Source organism: Agrobacterium tumefaciens (genome assembly GCA_025560025.1).
In the GTDB taxonomy this organism is placed as follows: Bacteria; Pseudomonadota; Alphaproteobacteria; order Rhizobiales; family Rhizobiaceae; genus Agrobacterium.
On the sequence record CP048485.1, the window covers coordinates 2691458 to 2708894 of the forward strand.

General features: G+C 58.9%; 14 protein-coding genes. 9 read left to right on the forward strand and 5 right to left on the reverse strand.

Annotated elements, in window-relative coordinates:
- The first annotated feature begins 34 nt into the window (after window positions 1-34).
- Entirely contained in the window at window positions 35-610 is a 576-nt protein-coding gene (locus tag FY152_12975; protein ID UXS32962.1) for a cytochrome c family protein, read from the forward strand.
- A gap of 79 nt (window positions 611-689) precedes the next feature.
- Here the strand turns inward: FY152_12975 and FY152_12980 are convergent, their stop codons facing one another.
- The 3 genes from FY152_12980 to FY152_12990 form a co-directional block, all read right to left on the reverse strand.
- Entirely contained in the window at window positions 690-1418 is a 729-nt protein-coding gene (locus FY152_12980; GenBank protein ID UXS32963.1) for a sugar transferase, read from the reverse strand.
- A 289-nt stretch (window positions 1419-1707) separates the two neighbouring features.
- The gene (locus tag FY152_12985; GenBank protein ID UXS32964.1) at window positions 1708-4008 is read right to left on the reverse strand and encodes a penicillin-binding protein; all 2301 of its coding nucleotides are present in this window, start codon (window positions 4006-4008) and stop codon (window positions 1708-1710) included.
- Window positions 4009-4156: 148 nt separating this feature from the next.
- Window positions 4157-4615, reverse strand: a complete 459-nt coding sequence (locus FY152_12990) for a YbaK/EbsC family protein (GenBank protein UXS32965.1) — start codon at window positions 4613-4615, stop codon at window positions 4157-4159.
- Window positions 4616-5094: 479 nt separating this feature from the next.
- Here FY152_12990 and FY152_12995 point away from each other — a divergent pair, with 479 nt between their 5' ends.
- Window positions 5095-5304: a cold-shock protein gene (locus FY152_12995; protein ID UXS32966.1), complete on the forward strand. Its 210-nt coding sequence runs from the start codon at window positions 5095-5097 to the stop codon at window positions 5302-5304.
- A 414-nt stretch (window positions 5305-5718) separates the two neighbouring features.
- Here the strand turns inward: FY152_12995 and FY152_13000 are convergent, their stop codons facing one another.
- Window positions 5719-7110 carry a dipeptidase gene (locus tag FY152_13000; GenBank protein UXS32967.1) on the reverse strand — a complete coding sequence of 464 codons (1392 nt, stop codon included), beginning with the start codon at window positions 7108-7110 and terminating at the stop codon, window positions 5719-5721.
- Between the two features lie 216 nt (window positions 7111-7326).
- Window positions 7327-7761 (reverse strand): MarR family transcriptional regulator, encoded by a 435-nt coding sequence (locus FY152_13005; protein ID UXS32968.1) that lies wholly within the window; start codon window positions 7759-7761, stop codon window positions 7327-7329.
- A 414-nt stretch (window positions 7762-8175) separates the two neighbouring features.
- Between FY152_13005 and polA the strand changes: the two genes are divergently transcribed.
- From polA to FY152_13040, 7 genes are all read left to right on the forward strand, one after another.
- Window positions 8176-11175: a DNA polymerase I gene (gene polA, locus FY152_13010; GenBank protein ID UXS32969.1), complete on the forward strand. Its 3000-nt coding sequence runs from the start codon at window positions 8176-8178 to the stop codon at window positions 11173-11175.
- 90 nt (window positions 11176-11265) lie between these two features.
- On the forward strand, window positions 11266-11991 hold the full coding sequence (locus tag FY152_13015) for a DUF1868 domain-containing protein (GenBank protein ID UXS32970.1): 726 nt from the start codon (window positions 11266-11268) through the stop codon (window positions 11989-11991).
- A gap of 186 nt (window positions 11992-12177) precedes the next feature.
- Window positions 12178-12363 (forward strand): 50S ribosomal protein L32, encoded by a 186-nt coding sequence (locus FY152_13020; GenBank protein UXS32971.1) that lies wholly within the window; start codon window positions 12178-12180, stop codon window positions 12361-12363.
- Window positions 12364-12544: 181 nt separating this feature from the next.
- Window positions 12545-14347: a sensor histidine kinase gene (locus FY152_13025; GenBank protein UXS32972.1), complete on the forward strand. Its 1803-nt coding sequence runs from the start codon at window positions 12545-12547 to the stop codon at window positions 14345-14347.
- Window positions 14344-15690: a sigma-54-dependent Fis family transcriptional regulator gene (locus FY152_13030; protein ID UXS32973.1), complete on the forward strand. Its 1347-nt coding sequence runs from the start codon at window positions 14344-14346 to the stop codon at window positions 15688-15690. Before FY152_13025 ends, FY152_13030 begins: the two co-directional genes overlap by 4 nt.
- Before the next feature lie 198 nt (window positions 15691-15888).
- Window positions 15889-16872: a tripartite tricarboxylate transporter substrate binding protein BugD gene (locus FY152_13035; GenBank protein ID UXS32974.1), complete on the forward strand. Its 984-nt coding sequence runs from the start codon at window positions 15889-15891 to the stop codon at window positions 16870-16872.
- A 100-nt stretch (window positions 16873-16972) separates the two neighbouring features.
- The gene (locus tag FY152_13040; protein UXS32975.1) at window positions 16973-17434 is read left to right on the forward strand and encodes a tripartite tricarboxylate transporter TctB family protein; all 462 of its coding nucleotides are present in this window, start codon (window positions 16973-16975) and stop codon (window positions 17432-17434) included.
- Window positions 17435-17437 lie beyond the last annotated feature (3 nt).

Below are 17437 nucleotides of genomic sequence, written 5' to 3' on the forward strand. Positions count from 1 at the left end.
TATATATAGAGCGGATGCGAGGGAGCGCGTTTAGATGAATTCTTATGTAAATATGGGCGTTGGGGCGCTTTTGGGCACGGTTTTCGTCCTGATGTCGGTGTCAATTGCGTCTGAGGGCATTTTCCATGCGCCCGCGCCCGAAAAGGAAGGTTACGCCATTGCTGCGGCAGAGGGTGGCGGCGAAGCAGGTGGCGGAGAAACCGCTGCCGCGGCGACGCCGATCGCACAATTGCTTGCGAACGCCGACGCCGCCAAGGGCGAGACGGTCTTCAAGAAGTGTACGAGCTGTCATACCGGAGAGAGTGGTGGTGCAAACAAGGTCGGCCCCAATCTCTTCGATATCGTCAACCGGCCGATCGCCAGCCATGAAGGTTTCAGCTACTCCGCGGGGATGAAGGATTTCTCCAAGGGCGGTTCCGTGCATTGGGACTACGATCATCTCAGCTTCTTCCTCGAAGCTCCCAAGAAACACGTTCCCGGCACGGCCATGGGCTTTGCGGGTGTGAAGAAGGAAACGGAACGCGCCGATCTCATCGCCTATCTGCGCACGCTGTCGGCAAACCCGGCGCCGCTGCCGGATCCGGCTGCCGCTCCCGCGCCGACGAACTGACGAATTCATGTTTCATGAAAAAAGCCCGGCAGCGATGCCGGGCTTTTTTGCTTCTGGCGTGCATCCGGCGTTTGAAAGGTCAGAAACCCTTGCCGCCGCGCAATTCGGAAATGACCGTCCCGACCATGATCTTGATATCCAGCCAGACCGAAAAATTCTCGACGTAATAAAGATCGGAAACGATCCGTGCGCGCGCCTTGTCACTGCGGTCGGTCGGGCCGCGCAATCCCCGCATCTGGGCAAGACCGGTAATGCCCGGCCGCACCCGGTGCCGCATGTGGTAGTGGGGAACAAGGTCCTCATAAAGACGGCCAGCCGCCAGCATGCCGATGGCATGGCAGCGTGGGCCGACCAAAGACATGTCGCCTTTCAGCACGTTAATGAGCTGCGGCAGCTCATCGATATTCGTACGGCGGAGAACGGCGCCGATACGTGTTATCCGCGGATCGTTCTTCACCGTTTGTGCCACGCCGGTGGCGTCGCCCAGCTCGGTTCTCATCGAGCGAAATTTATAGACGCGGATTTTCCGGCCGTTCATGCCCCAGCGGACCTGCGAGAACAGGACCGGCCCCTTGCTGTCGAATTTCACCAGAACCGCAACGGTCAGCAGGACCGGGGCGAGTGCAACAAGGGCGATGGACGCCCCTGCAATGTCGATTGTTCTTTTGAGTGCGAACTGGCCGCGCTGGAACGCCGAGATATTACTTTCCAAAACGGAAGGTTGCGTTTCCGAAGCTTCAAAAGTGGCTGCCGTGGAATAGGGAGCGCCGTAAAAAACGGCATGCGATGAGCCTTTAGTACCCAGCATAATATAGAGCCCTGAAAAGTTATTCTGAAACAAGAAAATTAATTTATATGAACGATTAATAATTCATTTACCGTAAAAAGTCATCCGAAATGTAACCGTCTTTGCGCAAATGGCAATCTACGGTTAATGCGTCTGCACGCATATGTTGCGAGCCGAGCGCCATCGCCGCCCGTGGCTGCGGATCGGATGTCATCAAGCCTTTGGAAAGGGTGAGTGGCCAGCCGGCGGTGAGATCATCGATACCGCTCGCCGTCCCAGGAAATCGGTCTGCCGGTGACCTGAAAAGTGGTCAGTTCCCCATCAATATATCAAGCAGGGTCGTCTGCTTCGGCCCGGATGTGGCGGGCGCCTGACCGCCGATATCTGCGGGCGGCACGGGTCCATTTCCGGCTGAGTAGCCGGGTTCCATGTCGCGTGAGGGAATGTTTGTCGGCGGCATGGGCGCACCCGGCTGACCGGCGTTTGGCGAAACGGGTGCCTCGGGATAGGCGCGGCTATTTGTGGAGCCTCCGCCAAGCGCATTGGAAATGATGTCGCCGATAGAGGAGGGCGCGTTTTCAGGTGCCGGCTGCTGCATTTCCCCAAGCGATGGTACATTGCCAGCGCCAAGCCCGAAGAGGGGCGACGGCGAGAGCCCGGAATGGGCGGCAGTCATGAAATCCTTCCAGGCCTTTGCCGGCAACCCGCCGCCGGTGACCTTTTTCATCGACGTGCCATCGTCATTGCCGAACCAGACGCCGGTGGTCAGGTTGCTTGTATAACCGACAAAAAGTGCGTCGCGGAAAGACTGCGTCGTGCCGGATTTTCCGGCCGCCTGCCAGCCCTGCAGGCGCGCGGCCTTTCCGGTGCCTTCGGTGATGACGCGCGACAACATGCCATTCATGGTCGCGGCGATCTCTTCGCTCAGCACGCGCGGCGGATTGTCGTATTTGTTTTCATAGAGCACCTTGCCGTCTGCGTCGGTGATGCGCTTGACGATATGGGGTGTTGCCTTGTAGCCGCCATTCATGAAGGGGGCGTAGGAGGCGGTCAGCTCCATCAGCGATACTTCCGAGGTGCCGAGCGCGATGGAAGCATTGTTCTGCAGCTCCGATTCGATGCCCATGCGATGTGCCACCTGGGTCACGCGATCAGGACCGACTTCCATCACCAGCTGCGCGGCAATGGTGTTCAGCGAGTTGGCGAGCGCCGTGGCAAGCGTGACTTCGCCACGATATTTCTTCTCGTAGTTTTCCGGTGTCCAGTTTCCGATGCGGACCGGGCCGTCATTGCGAATGGTGTAAGGTGTAAGCCCCGATTCGAGCGCGGCGACGTAAACGAAAGGCTTGAATGCCGAGCCGGGTTGCCGTTTCGCCTTGGCGGCGCGGTTGAACTGGCTTTCGGCATAATCCGCCCCGCCCACCACGGCCCGGATCGCGCCTGTACCATCGATGGAAACCAGAGCTGCCTGCGAGGCGCCCTGCTTCTTGCCGTCGCCCTGCAGAACATGGCTCAGCGCTTTTTCCGCGTCGCGTTCGAGATTGGGGTCGATGGTCGTGTCGACGACGATGTCCTGCTTGACGTCGCCAATCAGGCCGCGAACTTCCTCCAGCACCATATCGGCGGCATAATGCTCGGCGCCGGACCAGAAACGTTTGGCCTTGGTCGGCGGCTGCGACATGGCGGTCTTGATCTCGTCATCGGTGATGAAGCCGACATCGCGCATGGATTGCAGAACGACCTGCGCCCGCTGTTCCGCTGCCTGCGGGTCGCGCGCCGGTGAAAGGCGCGAAGGCGCTTTGAGAAGCCCGGCAAGTGTTGCGGCTTCACCAAGATTAACGTCGCGTGCGGATTTGTTGAAGTAGCGCCGGGAGGCGGCTTCAACACCATAGGCGTTGGACCCGAAATAGACGCGATTGAGATACATCGCGAGGATCTGGTCCTTGGTGTATTTATGCTCCAGCCAGAAGGACAACAGCACTTCCTGAACCTTGCGCTCAAGCGTTCGGTCGGGCGAAAGGAAGAGGTTTTTCGCCAGCTGCTGCGTCAGCGTCGAGCCGCCCTGCACGGTCCGCCCCGTCAGCACATTGGTGACGATGGCGCGCCCAAGACCAAGGGGATCAACCCCGAAATGCGAATAGAACCGCCGGTCCTCGATCGCCATCACCGCTTGCGGTATGTACGGCGACATGTCTTCGAGCGCGAGGGCCTCGCCACCCGTGGTGCCGCGATTGGCAAGCACGCTGCCGTTCACTGACACAATCTTCACATTCGGCGGGCGTTCGGGAATGGACCAGCTGCTGGCGCTCGGCATGCGCGCGCCATAATAAAAGACCAGACCGGCAATGCCGATCCCACCCCAGATGCCAAGCACGATGCACCAGTAAATCAGGGAACGGATCATGCCCGTCGGGCCACGGCCGGAACTGCGGCTGCGCTTCTCCCTTTTTTGCGATTTGGCGCGACCGCTGGCCGGCTTTGATTTCTTGGCAGGCTGTTTCGCTGTTCCGCTGATACGCTCGCTGGCATCGAGGCGCAGGTCATCGCCGGACTCGTGGAAATCCCCGAAGGAAGGTTCTACCCGTTCGCGTGATTTGCCCTTGCCTGCCATTCAGCCGAAGTCGCTCCTTATTCGCGAAACCGCGCGCATCCCACCATGGATTTGAGGCTTCTATGCCTGCGCGATCCTTAATCCAGGATGAAGAGTTTAAATGCGGCAATTTAAGGCGGGGTTAAGTCCTGAAAGGATCAAATCGGCGTCATTGGCAGACGTCGACCCATTCCGCCCGCGTCAGTCGCGCCATCACGTCAGGTGAAATCCGCACCGCCGCATTGGTGGCGCCGGCTGCCGGAACCACCTCGGTGTAGTTTTTGAGAGAGATGTCGCAAAACACCGGAAGCGGCGAGGGCAACCCGAAAGGGCAGACGCCACCAACGGGATGGCTGGTTACCGCAACCACCTCTTCAGGTCCGAGCATGCGCGGTTTGGCGCCGAAATGATCGCGGAATTTGCGGTTGTCCAGCCGTTTCGTGCCGGCGGCGACCACGAGAAGAATGGTGTCGCCCGCTTTCAGGCAAATCGTTTTGGCGATCTGGTCTGGATCGACGCCGTGTGCTTCGGCAGCCAGCGCAACCGTCGCCGAACTCGCTTCGGTTTCGATCACGGCCACTTCAGGTGACTTCTCGGTGAAAAAGGCTCGGACGGATTCTATAGTCATGCGTATTTATTAGGCGGTAAGCGGAGAGGCTTCAAGATGCCACCAGATAGCTATGCATTTTGCGCAATGCTGCGCTGCAATGAATCGTCTGTTTTTTGAGCGGGTATCCTGTAAATTCAAATCATCGAAGCGACGCACTCCTCCTCCCAGCGTCGCCCGATTGGACTGACAATACTCCTCCTCCCAATTGTCAGTCAGTTTCAAGAACCCGGCGCACCTCCTCCCGCGCCGGGTTTTTGCTGTTTAAGGGCTTGTTTCCCGCGCCTTTCATTTTCCGTTGGTTCACAAAGCTCGTCCGGTTTTTCAAAGAAACTTGACTTTTCGCCCCTGCCAACCTAGGTGTTCGCCCATCGATATTTGTTTGACGACCAGAGCTTCGGCACCTTTTTGAGGTGCGCACGACGATCTTTCCTTCAAATTCGACCCAAGACCGCACTGCGTGCAGTGCAAATACAATTTGCCAACGGAAGGAAATCGTTATGGCGACTGGTACAGTAAAGTGGTTCAACGCAACCAAGGGCTACGGCTTCATTCAGCCTGACGACGGTTCGCAGGACGTCTTCGTTCACATCTCCGCAGTTGAGCGCGCTGGTCTGACCGCCCTCAACGACGGTCAGAAGCTCTCCTACGAGCTGATGCAGGATCGTCGCTCGGGCAAGATGTCCGCAGGCAACCTCGTTGCTGCCTGATTAAGCGCTCTGGCCCTGAGGGGCCATTGACATCAAATGAAAGGCCGGATTTTTCCGGCCTTTTTCTTTTGCGGAGACCACCTGCAACCGACCGGTCTTGAAAAAGGCAGGTCGCATACCAATATAGGGTTCAACGGTGTTCCGGACAGGAACCGTCAGGCTGGCATGTCTAAAAGTGCCGCTGTTGTCGCGTTAACCAAAGATTAACCGAAACAGCTGATCCTGATGGTGAAAGCAGCGTCGACACGATCGACGCGCTCAGGAACATCAGACCGTTTGAACGCTTTGACCACGGATGTACTGGCACTGACGAAAAAACGGATGGAAAGGTCGGGCTTGCCCGGCCTTTTTGTTTTTGGCGTCCAAAAACAAAATGAGGAGGCGTCGGATAGCCGGCGCCCCCTCTCTATTTGATTACTTCGCTGCGAGCGCGTCGAGAATGCGCACCCAAGAGCGGATGCCCTTGTGGAAAGACTGCAGGTCGTATTTTTCATTCGGCGAATGAATGCGGTCATCGGTAAGGCCAAAACCGACGAGCAGCGAATCCATGCCCAGCATCTTCTGGAAATCGCCGACGATCGGGATCGAGCCCCCCATGCCGATCACGACGGCGGGTTTGGGCCACTCTTCCGAAAGCGCATTCTTGGCCTTCGTCAGGACGGGTGAATCATAGGAAAGCTGGATGGCCGGCGATGCGCCGTGCTCATGAAACTCTACCGAGCAATCCGCCGGGATTTTCGAGCGGACATAGGCCCGGAAACTCTCACGGATGGCTGCCGGGTTCTGCTCTCCAACGAGGCGGAAAGAAATCTTGGCGGAGGCCTTGGCGGCGATCACGGTCTTGAAGCCGTCGCCGGTATAGCCGCCGATAATGCCGTTTACCTCCGCCGTCGGACGCGCCCAGGTCTGCTCCAGCACGGAGCGACCCTTTTCGCCGGAAGGTACTGAAAGGCCGACCTCACCGAGGAAGGCCTCTGCACTGCGGCCCAGCGTTTCCCAGGAGGCCTTGATATTGGCAGGGGTTTCCTCCACGCCATCGTAGAAGCCGGCAAGTGTCACCCGGCCGGTCTCGTCATGCAGGCCGGCGAGAATATCGGTCAGGATGTGGATGGGATTTGCGGCAGCGCCACCGAAAAGGCCGGAATGCAGATCGCGGTCGGCTGCAGTGATGACGATCTCCTCGCCGACCAGGCCACGAAGGGCAGCGGCAATGGCGGGCGTATCGCGGTCCCACATGCCGGTATCACACACTAGCGCGTAGTCGGCCTTCAATTCATCGGCATTGGCTTCAAGAAACGGCTTCAGGGACGGTGAGCCGGATTCTTCCTCGCCTTCGAAAAGAATGGTGACGCGCACCGGCAGGCCGCCATTGACCGCCTTATAGGCGCGGCAGGCTTCCACGAATGTCATGAGCTGGCCCTTGTCGTCAGCCGTCCCGCGCCCGGTGATCACCTGCCGGCCAGCGCCGATATCCTTCACGGCAGGCTCGAACGGATCATTTTCCCAGAGATTGAGCGGATCGACCGGCTGCACATCGTAATGGCCGTAGAAAAGCACATGTGGTGCGTCTTTCGTGGCTGCGTCGTGATGCGCCACCACCATCGGATGGCCGGCCGTATCGCGAACGGAGGCTTCAAAACCCAATGAGGAAAGGCTTCTCACCAGCCATTCCGCCGCCTTGCGGCATTCCGCCTTGTAAGCAGGGTCCGTGGAAATCGACGGAATGCGTACGAGTTCGAACAGCCGCTCGAGGCTGGAGGTAAGGTTGTCGTCCGCCGTGGAAAGAATGGGGGAAACGTCTGTCATCGCTGATCCTGTCATGTCTGTCGTGACCCGGCGATAAGACGAAACATCCGGGCATCGCGCATCGCGGGAAACAAGGGGCAGGCGTGCCGTGAATCGGCAAACGCGCAGCCGCCGGAACGATAGAGCAGTTCGAGAAAACTGCGAAGCGGTTTTCCGCCCGGAACCCGGCTATCTCGGCGACGGAAGGCTCGGCAGCAGGGAGGCGAATTTGGGGCGCTATTTCGCTTTCTTGGCGCTGTCGATCGCCCGGCGCATATATTCCAGCAGAAGCTGTTTTTCAAAACGCCGGAAATCCTTAAGCAGCGCGTCCTCTGTCGCCTCTGAGGCGGCGATGGCGTTCGCCTCCAGATCCCGGCCGCGCTGCGTCAGTTCGATGATCTGGGCACGGCGGTCGCTTGGATGGGATTTGCGGATGATCAGCCCGTCACGCTCCATGCGCGCAAGCGTATTGGCGAGTGTTGCCTGTTCGATGTCGATTCTATCAAGCAATTGCCGCTGCGTCAGGCCTTCCTCATGCCAAAGCTCGATGAGAATCGGGAATTGCCCGGGAGAGAAACCCAGCGCGGCGGCTCGCTTCTGGAGCGCCATGGTGAATTCCCTTGCCATTCTCGCAGCGAGATAGATCGCCGATTCGTCCCGGGAAAAACCCATTCGTCTGTCCGTAAACTTCGTAGCCGGCGCATTCCGCGCGATTTCGATAGTGCGATATATATCGCATGATATGTTTAGGCCAGTCCGAAACACGGCACAAAATAAAACCGCCATGGCCGGGAGGGGTCGGCCATGGCGGTCATATTGGAGGACAAAGGCCCGGAGAGGGGGAAAGGCCTTTGTCCGGTCTGATGCGGCGGGGGACGAGCCTACAATCAGACTACGGCGTGATCAGGCGCCGTCCCCTAAGAAATGTGTCTGCAAATGCGGCTTTTCAAGGGAAAATCCATTACAAATCGGTAACGTTCGGGTGAATTTCACGGGCTTTTCCAGACGCTTCGCTTCATACGCTTTGCGGTGCGTTATGCGAAGTTTCTATGGACGTCAAAACAGCCCCGCGTTATCCATATCGCCATGAAAAAAGGCGATCATCTCTTCCTCGTTGACGGTTCCGGTTTCATTTTCCGGGCGTTCCATGCCATTCCGCCGCTGAACCGCAAGTCGGACGGGCTGCCGGTCAACGCCGTTTCCGGCTTCTGCAACATGTTGTGGAAGCTCCTGAAGGATGCGCGCAATACCGATGTCGGTGTCACCCCCACACATTTCGCGGTCATATTCGATTATTCGTCGAAGACATTCCGCAATGAGCTTTATGATCTCTACAAGGCCAACCGCAGCGCGCCACCGGAAGACCTTGTTCCGCAATTCGGCCTGATCCGCGAAGCGACACGCGCCTTCAACCTTCCCTGCATCGAGACGGAGGGCTTCGAGGCGGACGATATCATCGCCACCTATGCCCGCCAGGCGGAGGCCGTCGGCGCCGATGTCACCATCATCTCGTCCGACAAGGATCTGATGCAGCTCGTCACGGCCAATGTGCACATGTACGACGCCATGAAGGACAAGCAGATCGGCATTCCCGATGTCATCGAAAAATGGGGCGTAGGTCCCGAAAAGATGATCGACCTTCAGGCGATGACCGGCGACTCCACCGATAATGTCCCCGGCATTCCCGGCATTGGCCCGAAGACGGCGGCGCAATTGCTGGAGGAATACGGCGATCTCGATACCCTTCTGGCGCGTGCGGATGAAATCAAGCAGCAGAAACGCCGGGAAAATATCATTGCTAATGCGGAGCTTGCCCGCCTTTCCAGACAGCTTGTAGCGCTCAGGACCGATGTGCCGCTGGAACAGTCTCTTGAGGCCTTGGTGCTCGAACCGCAGAACGGCCCGAAACTCATTGCCTTCCTGAAGGCCATGGAATTCACGACGCTGACGCGCCGGGTTGCCGAAGCGACCGAAACCGATGCCTCGGCCATCGACCCCGCCAATGTGCCGGTGCAATGGGGTGCCGATGCCCATGGTCCCGATCTCGATGCGCCTGCCCCTGCCGTCTCTGCCGGTGAAGCGGTCGCTGATGCGAAAAATGCGCCGGCTTCCCCGGCAGCGACAGCAAGAAAGGCGACGGGGGAGGGCAGTGCGCCCGCCGATCTCGCCACGGCACGGCAAACGGTGTTCGCTGCCGCCAGGATCGACACGACCGCCTACACGACGATCAGGGATCTGGCGGCGCTGGACCGCTGGGTTGCGGCGGCCCGCGAAACCGGTGTCGTCGCCTTCGATACGGAAACGACCTCGCTCGACCCCATGCAGGCCGAACTCGTCGGATTTTCGCTGGCGATTGCCGATAATGGCAAGGATGCCTCGGGCGCGGATATCCGTGCTGCCTATGTTCCCTTGACACACAAGACCGGCTCCGGCGGCGATCTTTTCAGCGATGGCATCAAGCTCGCCGAAGGGCAGGTGCCCTTTAAGGAGGCGATGGAGCGTCTGAAGAGCCTGCTTGAGGACCCGGCCGTTCTGAAAATCGCTCAGAACCTCAAATATGATTACCTGCTGATGAAACGCCATGGCGTCGTCATGCAGAGTTTCGACGACACGATGCTGATTTCCTATGTTCTGGAGGCCGGCAAGGGCACACATGGCATGGATTCGCTGTCCGAACGCTGGCTCGGTCACAAGCCGATCGCCTACAAGGACGTGACGGGGTCGGGCAGGTCGAGCGTCACCTTCGATTTCGTCGATATCGACAAGGCGACGGCTTACGCGGCGGAAGATGCGGATGTCACATTGCGCCTCTGGATGGTGCTGAAGCCCCGGCTTGCCGCCGAGCGTCTGACCAAGGTCTATGAGCGGCTGGAACGCCCCTTGGTGCCGGTTCTGGCGCATATGGAGGAGCGTGGTATCACCGTGGACCGGCAAATCCTGTCGCGTCTCTCCGGCGAACTGGCCCAGAAGGCGGCTGCCTTCGAAGAGGAAGTTTATCAGCTGGCGGGCGAGCGTTTCAATATCGGATCGCCCAAGCAGCTTGGTGATATCCTGTTCGGCCGGATGGGCCTGCCGGGCGGCTCGAAAACCAAGACCGGCCAATGGTCGACATCGGCGCAGGTGCTGGAAGATCTGGCCGCGGAAGGTGCCGAACTGCCGCGCAAGATCGTCGACTGGCGTCAGCTGACCAAGCTGAAATCGACCTATACGGATGCGCTGCCCGGCTATATTCATCCAGAGACGAAGCGGGTGCATACGTCCTACGCGCTTGCCTCCACCACGACGGGGCGTCTGTCGTCTTCGGAGCCCAACCTCCAGAACATCCCGGTGCGCACCGCCGAAGGCCGCAAGATCCGCACGGCCTTCATCTCCACGCCCGGTCACAAGCTGCTGTCGGCCGATTACAGCCAGATCGAATTGCGCGTGCTTGCCCACGTTGCGGATATTCCGCAGCTTCGCAACGCGTTTGAAAACGGCATCGACATTCATGCGATGACCGCATCGGAAATGTTCGGTGTGCCGGTGGAAGGTATGCCGTCGGAAGTGCGCCGCCGCGCCAAGGCCATCAACTTCGGCATCATCTACGGTATTTCCGCTTTCGGGCTGGCCAATCAGCTCAGCATCGCCCGCTCTGAAGCGGGCGAATATATCAAGAAATATTTCGAGCGGTTCCCCGGCATTCGCGACTACATGGAAGCGACCAAGGCTTTCGCCCGCGAAAACGGTTATGTCGAAACGATTTTCGGCCGCCGCGCCCATTATCCGGAAATCCGCTCCTCCAACCCTTCCGTAAAAGCCTTCAACGAGCGTGCGGCCATCAACGCGCCGATCCAGGGTTCCGCAGCCGATATCATCCGCCGTGCGATGGTCCGTATCGAGCCGGCGCTGGAGGCGGAAAAACTTTCCGCCCGCATGCTGCTGCAGGTGCATGACGAACTCATCTTCGAAGTTGAGGAAGCGGAAATCGAAAAGACCCTGCCTGTCGTCGTCTCCGTGATGGAAAATGCGGCGATGCCGGCGATATCCATGAAGGTGCCGTTGCAGGTGGATGCCCGCGCGGCCGACAACTGGGATGAGGCGCACTGAAAGGTCGCAGGACCTGCAAAATCCACCGGTTGATGTCATTGATCTGTTGCGTATCGGGACTAGGGGAAACGTCTCAAAAGGAGTTTCCCCATGCACGCCCCGCTCGTCTCGAAAGATCTTGAGTATATTTCCGCTGCCAACCACGATCAGCCGCCGCGCCATCTCGGCAGCCGCTTTAACGCCGAGCGCGAATTCCTGCCCGAGCCAGGTAACACGGTCGTCTGCCACCTCGTTGAAGGCTCGCAAACCGAGAGCGCGATCATCACGACACGCCAGCGTTTTCTGGACATGCCCGAGGCATCGCTGCTTGCCTTCACGCCGGTTTCCAGCCTGCATATGACGGTGTTTCAGGGCATCATCGAGTTCCGGCGCATGGCTCCCTACTGGCCCGAGAAGATGCCGCTCGATACGCCGATCGACACGATGACCGAATATTATCGTGACCGTCTTTCGGCCTTTCCCGCCCTGCCGGGCTTCAACATGCAGGTGACGGGTCTTAAACCGACGGGACTGGTGATGAAGGGGGCGACCGCTGGAGACGACCGGATCGTCGCTCTGTGGCGCGATGCATTTGCCGAAGCCTTCGGTTACCGCCATCCCGATCACGAAAGCTATGAGTTTCATATCACGCTGTCCTACATCACACGCTGGTTTGCGCCGGAAAGCCTGCCGCGGTGGCAGGCAATGCTGGACGAAGAGCTGGAAAAACTACGCGCAACAGCCTCTGTCATCGAGATGCGCCCGCCTGCTTTCTGTGAATTCATGGATATGAACCACTTCAAGGAACTCATCGTTTTTGATAGAAGTGAGACCTGATTTGCGTGCACCTCCAGCCTGCTCGTCGTCCCTATTCCGCTGAATCGGAAAAAATGCGCGTCAGGGCTGGTCAAAGCCCGTTAGGGCATGTATAAGCGCGCCAAATTTCCGATATCGAGACACCCGACATTCGGCCTTTGGTTCTGGCCGGTTCCGTTGTTTCGCCGCTAAAGTGGAGTAACAAAAATGGCTGTACCAAAAAGAAAAACAAGCCCGTCCAAGCGCGGTATGCGCCGCTCGGCTGACGGTCTCAAGTCTGCAACCTATGTTGAAGACAAGAACTCCGGCGAACTGCGCCGTCCGCACCATATCGATCTGAAGACCGGTATGTATCGCGGCCGTCAGGTTCTGACGCCGAAGGAAAGCGCATAAGCTTTTCCGACATCGTAATTACAAAAAACCGGCCCTCGTGGCCGGTTTTTTGTTTTCAGGACCGTTTGGCTGTCTTTTCCACTCACTTGGAAAATTCGGCCACTCCTCCTACACTCTGCTCGGGAGAGCAGTTTGGTGCGCGTTAGGGGGAGTTTCGGTGAAATATCGCTGGATTTTGTTGATGCTTCTCAGCCTCGGTCTCGGTTATGGCGCCGTGACGAAGGGTGGCGGCATCATCGCGGAAAGCTATTTCGGCGAAGTATCCGATCAGGGCCGCACCACCCTCAGGCTGGCCGTCTCTGCCCTCGGTGGGCTTTTGAGCCGTTACGAACCGCTGCCGGCTCTGATCGCCGATCACGACGACATTGAGGAGCTGGTCGCGCATCCGAAAGATGAGGCGCTGCGTCAGCGCGCCAATGTCTATCTCAAATCCATCAACACCCTCTTGGAATCCTCCGATATCTACATCATTACGCTGGATGGAGAGACGATCGCCGCCAGCAATTACGATGGACCCACGAGCTTCGTCGGCGAGAATTTCAGCTACCGGCCCTATTTCCAGGATGCCGCCAGGGGCTTCAAGTCGCGTTTCTTCGCGCTTGGCACCACCTCTCACAAACGTGGCTATTATTTCTCCGCCCCCATCCTCTTCAACGAGGAGATCAAGGGCGTCATCGTCTTCAAGGTCGATATTGAAGGCATAGAGGCATCCTTCGGCGATGGCGAGAACCGCATCCTCGTATCGGATCCGGAAGGCATCATCTTCATGACGGGAACGCCGCAATGGCTTTATTCCGGCCTGATGCCGCTGACACCCGAAAGGCTTGCACGCACGGAGGCATCCCGCCGTTACGCGAACGCCACCCTGAAGGAACTGCCGCTGAAAAATGGCAGTTTCGGCTCCCATCAATTGATGACGATCACCCAGGATGACGGTGAGAGGGAATATCTCGTCCTGTCGCAGCCGATGCCGGATGCGGGCTGGACCGTCAGCGTGCTGATGGATACGGGCTCACTCAGAACGCAGGTCAAGACGGCAATGATCGCCATCATTCTCTGCCTGTGTCTTGCCGCTGCCGTTATCGCGGCCATGCTGCAAAGACGCCGGCGTCTGCGTGAACGTCTGACCCACCAGGCGGAAGCGCAGGCGGAACTGGAACGCCGGGTGGAGGAACGCACTGCCGATCTGGCGCGCGTGAACCAGGAGATCGAACACGAAATCGCCGAACGTCGCCAGACGGAAAAACAGCTGCGCAGGATGCAGAACGATCTGGTGCAGGCGGGCAAGCTTGCGGCACTCGGGCAGATGTCGGCGGCCCTGTCGCATGAGTTCAATCAGCCGCTTGCCGCCGCCAAGAATTATGCTGAAAACGCCTCGCTTCTGGTGGAGCGGGGGCGGCTGGAAGAGGTGACGGAGAACCTCAGGCGTATTTCAGGCCTCATCGACCGCATGGCGTCCATCAGCAAGCACCTCAGGAATTTCGCCCGCAAGCCCAACGAAAAAATGGCTGCGGTCAGTCTGGATACCGTGCTTCGTGACACGCTCGAAATCGTCGGCGCGCGGCTGAAGGCCGCCGATGCGGTTCTGGATGTCGATCTTGGTTTGGTGCCGCTTGCGGTGAAAGCCGGGCCGGTGCGGCTGCAGCAGGTGCTGGTCAACATCATCTCCAATGCCGCAGATGCGGTGGAAGGGCGCGAGGACCGCCGCATCGCTTTGAAAGCCGTGCTGAAGGGTCAGACGGTGTCGATTTTCATCCGCGACCGTGGTCCCGGCGTTCCGCCGGCAATTTCGGAACGCATCTTCGATCCCTTCTTCACCACCAAGGGTGTGGGGCGCGGCCTCGGTCTCGGCCTTTCCATCACCTACAATATCATCAAGGATTTTGGCGGCCAGCTGCGCGTCAGAAACCATGAAGACGGCGGGGCGGAATTCGAGATCGAATTGCCGGCAGCTGCCTATCGCGTGGAGGTGGCGGCGGAATGACCATGTCGCGCGTTCTGTTGATCGATGACGAGGAGGAGCTGCGCTTTTCCACCGCGCAGGCGCTGGAGCTTTCCGGTTTTGCCGTCACCATGCTGGCGAGCGCCGAACATGCGCTCGAACTCATCGGCTACAGCTTCGATGGCGTCGTGGTCAGCGATATCAGGATGCCCGGCATGGATGGCATGACGTTGTTGCAGAAGGTGCGGGAGCTTGATCCGGAAATACCTGTCATCCTGATGACCGGCCATGGCGATGTGCAGCTGGCTGTCAACGCCATGCGCAACGGTGCCTATGACTTCATCGAAAAGCCCTTCACCCCGCAATATCTCGCCGGCATCATAAAAAGGGCTAATGACAGGCGGGCGCTGGTGCTGGAAAACCGCCGCCTGAAGGCGGTGGCGGGCAAGCATGACGATCTCGAGACGCGTCTGCCCGGCCGAACCCAGATCATGGTCGATCTGCGTTACCGCATCCGCGCCATCGGTGCGACGGATGCCGACACGCTCATCGTTGGCGATACCGGCGCCGGCAAGGAGGTGGTGGCGCGGGCGCTTCACGATATCAGCGCCAGAGCCAACCGACCCTTCGTTGCCATCAATTGCGCCGCCCTGCCGCAAACGCTGATCGAAAGCGAGCTGTTCGGCCACGAGGCGGGCGCCTTTCCTGGCGCACTGCGCCCGCGCTACGGCAAGTTCGAGCACGCCCGCGGCGGCACCATCCTGCTGGATGAAATCGGCTCCATGCCGTTTGAATTACAGGGCCGGTTCCTGCGCGTGTTGCAGGAAAGGGTTATTACCCGCCTTGGCTCCAATGAGACAGTGGAACTCGATGTCCGCTTCATCGCCACCAGCAAGGTGGATCTGGAGCAGGAGGTTGCGGCCGGTCGGTTCCGCGCAGACCTTCTCTACCGCCTGAATGTGGCGACGCTTCTCGTCCCCTCCCTGTCGCAGCGCAGCGCCGACATTCCCTTGCTTTTCCTGCATCTGGTGCGGGAGGCCGCTGCCCGCTACGGGCGGGAAGACATGGAGGTTCCTCAGCAACTGCTCTCGGCGATCTCCCTGCGTGAATGGCCGGGCAATGTGCGGGAATTGCGCAATGCGGCGGACCGCTTCGTGCTCGGTCTGGAAAGCGATGTTGCCGAACCATCACTGCCGTTCCCGGACGATGGCAGGGCAGCACTTGCCGCGAAGGTCGCCGCTTATGAAAAGAGCCTGATTGCGCGCGCGATAGCCGTCCATGGCGGAAATCTGAAATCCGTCTATGAGGCGCTCGGTATCTCGCGCAAAACACTTTACGAAAAAATGCAGAAATACGAACTGCACCGTCATATGACCGAGGTGTAATGGGTGGATTTCCACCCATGGACGAGGCCTCATGGGTGGAAATCCACCCATTGCCATCAGTGATAGCGATAAAACCGCACCTCATTTGCAAGACCGCCATTGCTGAACGCTGATCCCGGATCGCAAATAGCTCACCCCGGCCGCCATAGAGGAGTATGCGCGGCTGAAGTGGCGAACATTTTCATCCGGGAGGAATCGATGAAAATACTGAAGACAGTTACCGGCCTTGCTGCCGCCGCTGCCGTTTCCCTTTTTGCGCTGTCCGCATCCGCTCAGAACTATCCAGAGCGCAACATCACCATGGTCGTGCCTTTTGCCGCCGGTGGTCCGACGGATACGGTTGCGCGTCTTGTCGCTGAATCCATGTCGAAGGATCTCGGTCAGCAGATCATCGTTGAAAATGTCGGCGGTGCGGGTGGCACACTGGGTGCAGGCCGCGTGGCGGCAGCCGATCCGGACGGCTACACCGTTCTCCTGCATCATATCGGCATGGCGACGAGCGCCACGCTCTATCGCAAGCTCGCCTATGACACGCTGAACGCGTTCGAATATGTCGGCCTGGTCACGGAAGTTCCGATGACCATCCTGTCGCGCAAGAACCTCGAGACCAAGGATCTCAAGGGTCTGATCGATTATGCCAAGGCGAACAAGGACAAGGTAACCGTCGCCAATGCCGGCATCGGCGCCGCTTCGCATCTGTGCGGCATGCTGTTCATGAGCGCCATTGAGACACCGCTCGTCACCGTTCCCTACAAGGGCACAGGCCCGGCCATGACCGACTTGCTCGGCGGCCAGGTTGACATCATGTGCGACCAGACCACCAACACCACCAAGCAGATCCAGGGCGGAACCGTGAAAGCCTATGCCGTGACCTCGGCCAAGCGGCTTGATGTGCTGCCGGATGTACCCACGGTCGCCGAAGCGGGCTTGCCGAAGCTTGAGGTCGGCATCTGGCACGGCATCTACACGCCCAAGGGCACGCCTGCTGAAATCAACGAAAAACTCTCCAAGTCGCTGCAGATCGCGCTGAAGGACAAGAATGTCGCGGCTCGTTTTGCCGAACTCGGCACCACGCCTTCGCCGGAAAGCGATGCGACGCCCGCCGCCCTGAAAACCAAGCTTGAAAGCGAAATCGCTCGCTGGAAGCCGGTGATCGAGTCCGCCGGCCAATATGCCGACTGATGGTCAAAGCAATTGCCGGCGGCACCACGCCGCCGGCTTTTTGCCATCGATTTAAAGCGCGGATCGGTGTGTCACCGGCCGCAATGGAGGGGCATCTTTCATGAAGTCGTTATTTAATGACCCTGCCGAGGCAGTCTGCGGGGCAATTTTCATGGGACTTGGCGTCTTTTTCGCCTTGCAGTCTTATGGGCTGGAGATCGGAACCGCCTTTCGCATGGGGCCGGGCTATTTCCCGCTCGTTCTGGCAATCATCCTGATCCTGCTCGGTGGCGTCATATTTCTGCGGTCGGCCCGCCCCGCCGGGGAAGGTATCGGAGCGATCGCCTGGCGAGGCATATTTTTCATCCTGCCCGCGCCGATCTTCTTCGGTTTCACTGTCCGGGGCCTTGGCTTTGTGCCGGCGCTTTTTTTCAGCGCCCTTATCGCGGCCTTCGCCTCCCACAAGATGAGCCCGCTCATGGCGGTCATTCTCTCCGCAGCCATCACGGTCTTTTCCGTCGCTGTTTTCAATTACGGTCTCGGCCTGCCGTTCCAGCGCTTCGGCCCCTGGCTTAAATTTTGAGGT